At 49.7% G+C, this 9,689-nt stretch carries 6 protein-coding genes; 1 reads left to right on the plus strand and 5 read right to left on the minus strand.

The genetic code is table 11. The features are described from left to right. Positions 1–308 precede the first annotated feature (308 nt). The 3 genes from BMX22_RS15415 to BMX22_RS16665 all read right to left on the minus strand — a co-directional run bounded on the left by BMX22_RS15415 (position 309) and on the right by BMX22_RS16665 (position 3,305). On the minus strand, positions 309–1,070 hold the full coding sequence (locus tag BMX22_RS15415; RefSeq protein WP_074743512.1) for a hypothetical protein: 762 nt from the start codon (positions 1,068–1,070) through the stop codon (positions 309–311). A gap of 340 nt (positions 1,071–1,410) precedes the next feature. Further along, complete coding sequence (locus BMX22_RS15420) at positions 1,411–3,048, minus strand: recombinase family protein (RefSeq protein ID WP_074743513.1); 1,638 nt, start codon at positions 3,046–3,048, stop codon at positions 1,411–1,413. 98 nt (positions 3,049–3,146) lie between these two features. After that, on the minus strand, positions 3,147–3,305 hold the full coding sequence (locus BMX22_RS16665; protein ID WP_177173052.1) for a hypothetical protein: 159 nt from the start codon (positions 3,303–3,305) through the stop codon (positions 3,147–3,149). Positions 3,306–4,165: 860 nt separating this feature from the next. On the opposite strand from BMX22_RS16665, the gene BMX22_RS15425 reads away from it, so the two are divergent. After that, positions 4,166–5,566, plus strand: coding sequence for an ABC transporter substrate-binding protein (locus BMX22_RS15425; RefSeq protein ID WP_074743515.1), 1,401 nt, complete (start codon positions 4,166–4,168; stop codon positions 5,564–5,566). Between the two features lie 373 nt (positions 5,567–5,939). On the opposite strand, the gene BMX22_RS15430 is transcribed toward BMX22_RS15425, so the two are convergent. Beyond that, positions 5,940–7,832, minus strand: coding sequence for an ABC transporter ATP-binding protein (locus BMX22_RS15430; protein WP_074743517.1), 1,893 nt, complete (start codon positions 7,830–7,832; stop codon positions 5,940–5,942). Continuing rightward, the gene (locus BMX22_RS15435) at positions 7,832–9,559 is read right to left on the minus strand and encodes an ABC transporter ATP-binding protein (RefSeq protein WP_074743519.1); all 1,728 of its coding nucleotides are present in this window, start codon (positions 9,557–9,559) and stop codon (positions 7,832–7,834) included. The genes BMX22_RS15430 and BMX22_RS15435 overlap by 1 nt, the downstream gene beginning before the upstream one ends. Positions 9,560–9,689: the final 130 nt, after the last annotated feature.

A 9,689-nucleotide genomic window follows, 5' to 3' on the forward strand; every position in this document is an offset into this window, starting at 1 on the left:
TTCCTAAAACTTTCAATTTAAATTTTGCCCCTATGGGGTACTCTCCTGATATGAAAAGAGTTAGTCTTTCTTTTCAATGAGAGCACCCCATAGGGGCAAAATTTGGACTAAAAGTCTTTGGAAAGGGGCTCGGGGGAGAACCTTTCTTCAGAAAGGTTTCCCCCGATATATGTCCCGTAATACTTCCGTATAGGTACAGCCCTTATGCAAGTATGCCAGCGGCGGAGCCAAAAATAATGAAAGGCTGACGTACACATCAGCCTCATACGACAAAGCGGCACGGTGGATAAACACCGCGCCGCCGCTTTTTATTCATCTATGCCCGATACTGTGAAGTTTACCTCAACATTTGTCCAGCCGTCCGCAAAATCGTCGGGATTTACGGACTGCGGTGAGTAGTCGCCGATGAAGTCCGCAGGCGAGACATCTTCTCCCTCGCCGACATAGAGCCTGCCATCGGCAGAGCGTGCGTCCTTGGGGATGCTGTCCTTGGACACCCACTGATTATACAGGTTGGCTCTGGTTTCTTTACCGTCGTCGGAGGAGGTATAGGGCTTGCCGTCGAGTGTCAGTTCCTTTCCGTCCACCTTTACGGAGTTGACCGTGATGACCGCATTCGGAAACATTGTCTCGCCGTCCTTTATCATTACAGCCATGAACTGCAAGCCGCTTGGTGTATACTGGTCGTCGGGAGAACCCGTCGTATCGTAGCGGAAGCCGTTCGTATCGGCAGTGACGCTGACTGTATAGTCGCCGTTGCCTGTTATCGTGGGAACACCCGCATTGTAGGTGAGAAAGTCTCTGGTCGGGTCTTCGCCGCCCCAGTACTGTATCCACCACTGTCCGTCAACGATAGCAAGGTAGGCGTCGCCCGACTGTGCAACGACTGTGTCCTCGATGTCGGCTTCCACAGCGCTGATAGCGGACGGCTCAGTCGCGTCCTCGGTTTTAGCAGCTTCTGTGGAGGCAGCGGTAGTCGCCTCCTGTTTGGAGCCTTCCTTATCTCCGCACGAAGCGAGAGCTCCGCAAATCATTGCAGAGAGGAGCATACAAGCGATAAGCTTCTTCATTATAATAACCTCTTTCATTTCGGATTTTTACAGAGCCGCACCATAAAAGAGGGCGGCGCGGACTGCCTCACTATAATGATACACGATACCTCGGAAAATTGCAAGATGCTATATGTACAAACTTTGAGTGCGGCTATAGTGAGTATTGCCATATTTCTGCCTTAAAAAGCAAGTGGCGTCCATATGTGCTGTGCTCATACAGAAGCAATACGGGACATATATCGGGGGAAACCTTTCTGAAGAAAGGTTCTCCCCCGAGCCTGAAGCATATTCTTAGGGAAGTATATTATTTATTATGTCTCCGAGGGAATGATCCCTCGGAGATTTGCTTTATCTGGCTTCACATTTCAAATGTCTGTATCATTACGCCGTCGAGTTTGATATCCTTGTCTGCTAAAAATGAGAAATGTACCGTTATATCGTTCATGCAGGTCCTCGAACGCTTTTCAGCCTTTTCGTGGACTTCGATACGTTTTATGAAGGCTCGAAGAAGCTGTGGAGTCACTTCCGTCACATCAACGTATTTCTTGGCGTTGTTGATGAACTCCCGGACACATTTCTCTTTTATCGCCAGATAACTTGTATGCGAATCAAGCTCCTGAAGTTTTTCCTTCAGTTCAGACTGCTCCTTCTCGTAGTCGGATGCAAGGCTGTCGTAGCGTTCGGGAGTCACTCTGCCTGTGACTCGGTCCATGTACAGCATACTGATAGCGCTTTCAAGTTGATTTATCCTTGTTTCATACTCGCTGCGCAGAGCTTCGTTGTTTTTAGATTGGGACATTGCTTCGTTTTCACCCTTGCTCATAGCCATTTCATAGAACTCCTCAGAATGCTCTCTTGCATACGTTGTAACTCTTTTTATTACTTCCAGTACGATCGCATCTACCACTTCTTCCCTGATATAATGGGCGGTGCAGTTACTCTTTCTCTTTTCGTATCGACCGCACATAAAGTTGTTATGTGTCTTTTTGTTGCGGTGAAGATAGAGCCTTGAACCGCACTCCGCACAGTAGAGATACCCTGCATATTTGTCCATTTCACCGTTGCCGTTAGCACGTTTTCTGCCGACAAAGTGTTTTTGAACAAGCTCGAACAATCCTCTGTCGATAATTGGCTCATGAGTATTTTCAAATATGAGAACCTTTTCAGGATCATTCTTGATACGCTTTTTGAGCTTATTGGACTTGGTATAGGTCTTGAAATTGACTGTATCACCGCAGTACATCTGATTCAGAAGCATACTGCGAACGGACGCAATCGACCAAGCGTAAGGCTTGTCCAATTTTGGATTTCCCGAACGACTGCCAGTCTTATTAAAGGCGTATACGCTCGGAGACAGTACTTCCTCTTCTTCAAGAGTATTGCATATTTTCTTCATACCGATACCGCTCGCGTACATTTCAAAGATGCGTTTGACCACAGGTGCAGTCTCAGGATCGGGGATTATTCGCTTTGAGTCATTCGGGTCTTTCATGTATCCATAAGGCAATGAAGCTCCGACACGCTCTCCTCGTTCTCCTTTGGCTTTCTGAATTGTTCTGATCTTCCGGCTCGTATCCTGCGCAAAAAAGTCGTTGAAGTAATTCTTAATGCCCGACATATCATTCAAGCCGTTTATACTGTCAACGCCGTCGGAGATAGCTATGAATCGCACGTCATATGACGGGAATAGTATTTCCATAAGTCTGCCTGTTTCAAGGTGGTCACGTCCAAGTCTCGACTGGTCTTTGACTATGACAGTTCCGACAAGTCCGCTTTCTATGTCTTTCAGCATACGAACATATTCAGGTCTGTTTTTGTTGACTCCGCTGTAACCGTCATCTATGTAGTATTGGCAATTCTTGAAGCCGTTTTTATCTGCATATTCTTTCAGCAGAAGCCTTTGGTTTTCAATTGACAGCGACTCTCCTGCACGCAAGTCCTCCTGACTGAGGCGGCAGTACAGTGCTGTTATCTGATTCGTGTTTGATTCTTTCATTATTATCCTCCTGTTCCGAAGCTGATGCTTCTGGAATCAAACCGAATAGGAGCTACCAACAGTATACTCCTACCCGGCTCGAAAGTCCAGAACTTTTTTCAGCTTACTTTTTCGCCATTTATCAAGTGTTTCAGCTTATCGTAAGCTGTCTCAGTCTCATCTTTGGGAAGAGGAAATGTAAAGGTCACATTATACATCTTCCCGTCAATCTCAATTTTGTTATCAGAATAATATCTGACTTCTTCTTTTTCAGCCATTCGTTCATACTCCTTCCATTGATCCCGTTCATGTTTCTGATGTGATTTTCGTTGTTCATTTTCATCATTCCTTTCACTTTTATTGACTTGTAATGTGAGGGGGTTCGGGGGTTCGCCCCGACAAGCAATGCGGCAGGCGGAATGCCGTCTGCGATGCTTGCCTTCCAAAAATGGAAGACTTTTTGTCACTCGGTACTGCTTCTGTCATTTGCAAATAATAACGCCACCGTTCGCTGCTGATGCAGCCGCCCACACTCGCTCCATGTTGCGCGACAACCGCTTCCACAGCCGCATTTGGGATAACTACCCGATTTCAGTACAGGCGGCAGAAACGGGCGCTTTTGTGCGTGACGGCAACTCAGCCGTGACAGTAACTCTACCGACACGGAATTCTACTGACACGCCCTGCAGATGAAGCTATATAGACGTTTGCGAGCTGTCGGGCAGTGTCTGCGTGACGGTAACATTTCTACCGTCACTACCGACACGCTGTAATTTGCTGAGAGAAAAAGTGGGAGCAGTATCCTTTTTGCAAATCGGAATGTTTTAAGCACATTTTTATCGTCCCCTAATAGTATTATGGTTCGATTTTCCTGTTTTGCATAAAATCAGGTAACAATTTCAATTCATTAAAAACGACAATTATCAGTCACAGGGACAGCATATTTTCGAGCCTTAGCAATCAGGCAACTGACAGTTTGTGAAGATATATCATCGTTTGTGGACTTTAAAGGGACAGCATGGACATCATTCATAGCGCATAGCAATATGCTGCCACCGCTGTCCCTGTCGGACTGATTTCTCTATCAGCAAATAGCAAAAAGTGGGAGCAGTACCGCGATAATACAGCGTTCTATGGCGTGAAGTCCGATAAAAGCAGAGAAAAGCTCGTCGACTTTGCAAATTCAGGACTTAGCGACGTCAGAAGCATTGCTCCTTTAGCTGACGACGAATTCGTGTGTACTATTGGCGGCAAGCTGTACAGGCTCTCCGAGAGAGATAACGCTGAATTGGCAGATGTCAAAGAAATAACACTGGCTGTTGCTCTCAATATCGACAGTATTCAGCCTATGATCGCGGATTTCAACTCCGGCAGCAATCTTTACAGGGTCAACGTCAAAAACTATCTTGACGGGCATGAGTATAATATCGAGGGACTTGAAAGCGCGGCCCATGATCTTGAAATGGACATAATAGCCGGCAAAACTCCTGACATGGTCTGGCTTGACACAAATGAGACTGAAAAGCTGGCATCAAAGGGAGCGTTCACAGACCTGTATGAGCTTATGGAGAGCGACACAAGGTTTACAAGGGATGCTTTTCTGCCGAATTATCTGGAAGCCGCTGAAACTAACGGTCATCTTTATTCTATAACTCCCACATTCATGATAAGGACTATGGCTGCAAAGTCGAAATTTGTTGATAAGGAGAACTGGACTTTTTATGAATTCAAGGCTGCTTATGAGTCACGTCCTGACGGTATGGAGTTATTTGAAACAGCCAATAACAGGAATGCAGTTTTCGACAGGCTTTCAAACTCCGGAGCTGACTTCATTGACCTGACTACACATACCTGTTCATTTGATTCGCAGGAGTTTATTGATATGCTTGAATTTGCAGGACAGTTCCCGGGTGTGGATGCATATGACTGGGAGCGCTGCTCATGCAGAAATGATACGGCTCTGCTGAGCGATATGTACTTTTCTTCTTTCAGAGATATAAATGTGCAGAAGCAGTCTGTATTTGGCGAGGATATGACATTTGTAGGAGCTCCGTCCGCTGACGGAAAAGGCTCTGTCATGCTGCCGTCAAATCAGTTTGCAATTATGGAGACTTCAGATAATAAAGAAGGCGCGTGGGAGTTTATCAAGCTATTTCTTGCCGATGAATGCTACAATGGGAATCCGAATGGTATCCCTGTTACCGAAAACGGATTAAAAAAGGTCATGGAAGCCGCTCTTGAACCGCCATTTTATTACGATGAGCTGAACGGCAATAAAAAGGTATATATGGACGAAACAGGTATGGATTCATATTCAAATGAACAGATAAAGATAACTCCTATGACTGATGATGAGCAGAAGAGATACGAGCAGTTTGTCCGCAGCGTCCGAAGGATATCCTCGGGAAATACTGAGCTTGCTATCAGTTCCATAATCAGCGAAGAAACGGAATTCTTCTTTGCAGGGGAATACTCAGCCAAGCAATGTGCTGAGATGATACAGGATCGTGTGTCTATACTGCTTAGTGAACAATCGTGAATACCAGAACAGAGGCACTCGTCTGAGTGCCTCTGTTTTTAGTCCTATTCGGTTTACTTTACTACGATAAGAATATGCTACGCCCCTTTCCAAAGACTTTTAGTCCAAATTTTGCCCCTATGGGGTACTCTCATGAAAAAAAAAGACTAACTCTTTCCATACAAGGAGAGTACCCCATAGGGGCAAAATTTAAATTGAAAGTTTTAGGAAGGGAGTTTGAGGGTGACTCCCCGCAGTGCGGGGAGATGTCGCGAAGCGACAGAGGGGACCGCCGCTGTTAGCGGAACCCTTTTTCAAAAGGGTTTCCCTCAATAAATACTCCGTAATGTTTCGGTATGGGTACAGCGCATACGGACGCCACTTTATGCTGTTCTCAGCTCAGCTCGAACATACCCGTATAAAGCCGATAGTACTTGCCGTGCAGAGCGATAAGAGCGTTGTGGTCGCCGCGTTCGATTATCTTGCCGTTTTCGAGCACCATTATCGCTTTCGCGTTCCTTACCGTGGAGAGGCGGTGCGCTATGACGAATACGGTTCTGCCCTCCATGAGCGAGTCCATACCCTTTTCGATGTGAGCCTCCGTTCGCGTATCTATCGAGCTTGTCGCCTCGTCGAGTATCAGCACGGGCGGGTCTGCGACTGCCGCACGCGCTATCGCGAGGAGCTGACGCTGTCCCTGCGAGAGGTTCGCGCCGTCAGCCGTGAGCATGGTCTGATAGCCGTTTTCGAGGTGGGTGATGAAGTAGTCCGCATTCGCGAGCTTCGCCGCCGCGTAGACTTCCTCGTCGGTCGCGTCGAGCTTGCCGTAGCGGATATTCTCCATTACAGTGCCCGTGAAGAGGTGGGTGTCCTGCAATACTATCGACTGCGAGCGGCGCAGGTCGCGCTTCTTTATCTTGTTGATGTTGATGCCATCGTAGCGTATCTTGCCGTCGGGGACGTCATAGAAGCGGTTTATCAGGTTCGTGATAGTGGTCTTGCCCGCTCCAGTTGAGCCGACAAAGGCTATTTTCTGTCCCGCCTTTGCATAGAGGCTTATGCCGTTGAGGACGGTCTTGTTCGGCTCGTAGCCGAAGTATACGTCGTCGAGCTCGACATTGCCGCGCACCTCGGTGTAGGTGACGGTGCCGTCAGCCTTGTGGGGGTGTCTCCAGGCCCACTTGCCCGTGCGGGTGTCAGCCTCGGTGATATTGCCGTTTGCGTCTATCTCCGCGGGTACGAGAGTAACATAGCCCTCATCAGCCTCGGGTTTTTCGTCGATGACGTTGAATATCCTCTCAGCGCCCGCAAGTGCCGTCAGTACGGCGTTGAGCTGCTGTGAGACCTGAGTTATCGGCTGTGCGAACTGGCGCGTGAACTGGAGGTACGACACCAGCTTGCCTATGGTCATGCCGCCGAAGCCGTTGACCGTCATTATACCGCCGACTATAGCCGTTGCGGCATAGTGGAGGTAGGAGAGGTTGTTCATTATCGGCATGAGGATATTAGCGAAGGTGTGTGCCTTTGTGGAGGCGGCGCAGAGCTCGTCGTTGAGCTTCTCGAACTCCTCGTTTGCGGCGTTCTCGTGGCAGAAGACCTTGACGACCTTCTGTCCGTCGATGAACTCCTCGATGTAGCCGTTAGCCGTACCGAGAGCCTTCTGCTGTGCGATGAAGCCCTTGCTGCTGTGCTTGCCGACTATGCCGATGACCATGATTATCACCACCAGCATGACAACGACGATTATCGTCAGCAGCCAGCTGTAGAGTATCATCATCGTGAAAACGCCCACGATAGTGATAGCGGAGCTGATACACTGCGCGATACTGTTGCTGAGCATCTCGCGTAGGGTATCGGTGTCGTTGGTGTAGAGCGACATCAGCTCGCCGTGGGTGTGCTTGTCGAAGTAGCTTATCGGGAGCGACTCCATTTTCGTGAAGAGGTCGTCACGGATACGCTTCAGCGTGGTCGTGGAAATCTTCAGCATTATGCGCTGATACAGGAACGTAGCGCACGCTCCCGCCGCGTATATCGCTATCATCGCGCCGAGCGTGAGTATGAAGCGGTGCTTATCCCACTCCCCGCCCTTGAGAGCTTCCTTGAGGTTGTCGATTATGGGGCTGAGGAGAGCGTTTCCCGCAACTGCCGCCGCAGAGCTGAGCGCCACTCCGAGCACGACTATCGCGAAATGCAGCTTAAAGCCGTACATATAGCTGAATATGCGCTTTATGGTCTTGCCCGTGTTTGCAGGTTTCTGCATGGGCTTCATATTCTTTTTCGGAGGCATTATTCATCAGCTCCTTTCTGCTGCGAGTCGTATACCTCGCGGTATACGGGACTGCTGACGAGCAGCTCCTCGTGCGTGCCGATATCGGTTATCTTACCGTCGTCCATGACGATTATGCGGTCGGCGTCCTGCACGGAAGATATCCTCTGTGCGATGATGAAGGTCGTCGTATCGGCTAGCTTCTCGCGGAAAGCCTGTCTTATGCTGCTGTCTGTCGCGGTATCGACCGCGCTTGTGGAGTCGTCGAGTATGATTATCTTGGGCTTTTTCAGCAGAGCACGCGCGATGCAGAGGCGCTGCTTCTGACCGCCCGAGACGTTGACGCCGCCCTGTCCGAGGTCGGTATCGTAGCCGTCGGGGAAGCCCATAATGAAGTCATGCGCGCACGCCGAGCGGCACGCATCCTGTATCTCCTCGTCGGTGGCATTCGGGTCGCCCCATCTGAGGTTGTCGCGGATAGTTCCCGAGAAGAGCACGTTCTTCTGGAGCACCATAGCCACATTGTCGCGGAGAGCGGTCACGTCGTAGTCGCGGACGTTCACTCCGCCGACGAGGACTTCGCCCTCGGTGGTGTCGTAAAGACGCGGTATCAGCTGAACGAGCGAGGTCTTTGACGAGCCCGTGCCGCCGATGATGCCGATAGTCTCGCCCGACTTTATATCGAGGTCGATGTGGTCGAGGGCGAGGTTGTTCATATCCTTGAAGTAGCTGAAGCTGACATTGCGGAAGCTCACCGAGCCGTCAGCGACCTCCGTGACCGCTTCCTGCGGCGAGACGATGTCGGGCTCTTCGATGAGGACCTCGTAGATACGCTGGATCGAGGCGCGCGAGATGACGAACATCATAAACAGAAACGACAGCATGAGCAGTGACATAAGTATCTGGCTGACGTAGGTGATGAAGCTGGTGAGGTCGCCTATTTTCATAGTACCGCCGACGATCATGTGGCTTCCGAACCACAGTATCGCAATGATGCTCGCGTACATGACCATCTGCATGAGCGGCATCGAGAGGATTATCAGCTTCTCGGCGCGCACCTGAGCCGCGCGGACAGCCTCGGTGTTGTCGGTGAACTTCTTCTTTTCGTAGTCCTCGCGCACGAAAGCCTTGACAGTGCGTATGCCGATGAGGTTTTCCTGCACTCTTGCGTTCATGTCGTCGTACTTCGTGAGCATAGCCTTGAAGCGCGGGTGGGCGTTGCTGAGGATAAGCACAGCTCCGATGATGATTATCGGTATCGCGCAGAAAAAGACCGTTGAGAGGCGCAGGTTCATCTTCAGCGCCATAACGAGGGCAAATATCAGCATTATCGGTGCGCGGAACGCCATGCGAATGAACATCATGTACGCGTTCTGAATATTGGTGACGTCGGTGGTGAGGCGTGTAGTCAGCGACGCCGTCGAGAACTTATCCACATTCGCGAACGAGAAGGACTGCACCTTTCTGAACAGCGATGCGCGGAGGTTTTTCGCGAAGCCGACTGCCGCGACCGCGCTGAATCGTCCTGCGACAGCTCCGAAGAAGAGCGACACGAGCGCCATGCAGACCATGAGACCGCCCATTTTCGCGACATATCCGATATCGCCGTTGTTTATGCCCTTGTTGATAATCGCCGCCATGACGTAGGGGATGAGCACCTCCATGGCGACCTCGCCCATTATCGTTATCGGCGACAGCACGGACGGCACCCAGTATTTTCCGACGTGTGAGAGTATCTTTGTGAACATCAGGTTCTCCTTTCTGTGTCTCTATGTTAAAGCCATTAGCCTTTAGCCGTTAGCCGTTAGCTAATGGTATCGCCTGACGGCGAAATATTTCAAATAATGTCCGCGTAAGCGGACACCGCAAGCTAATGGC

This window comes from Ruminococcus sp. YRD2003 (assembly GCA_900109435.1).
Classification (GTDB): domain Bacteria; phylum Bacillota; class Clostridia; order Oscillospirales; family Ruminococcaceae; genus Ruminococcus; species Ruminococcus flavefaciens_G.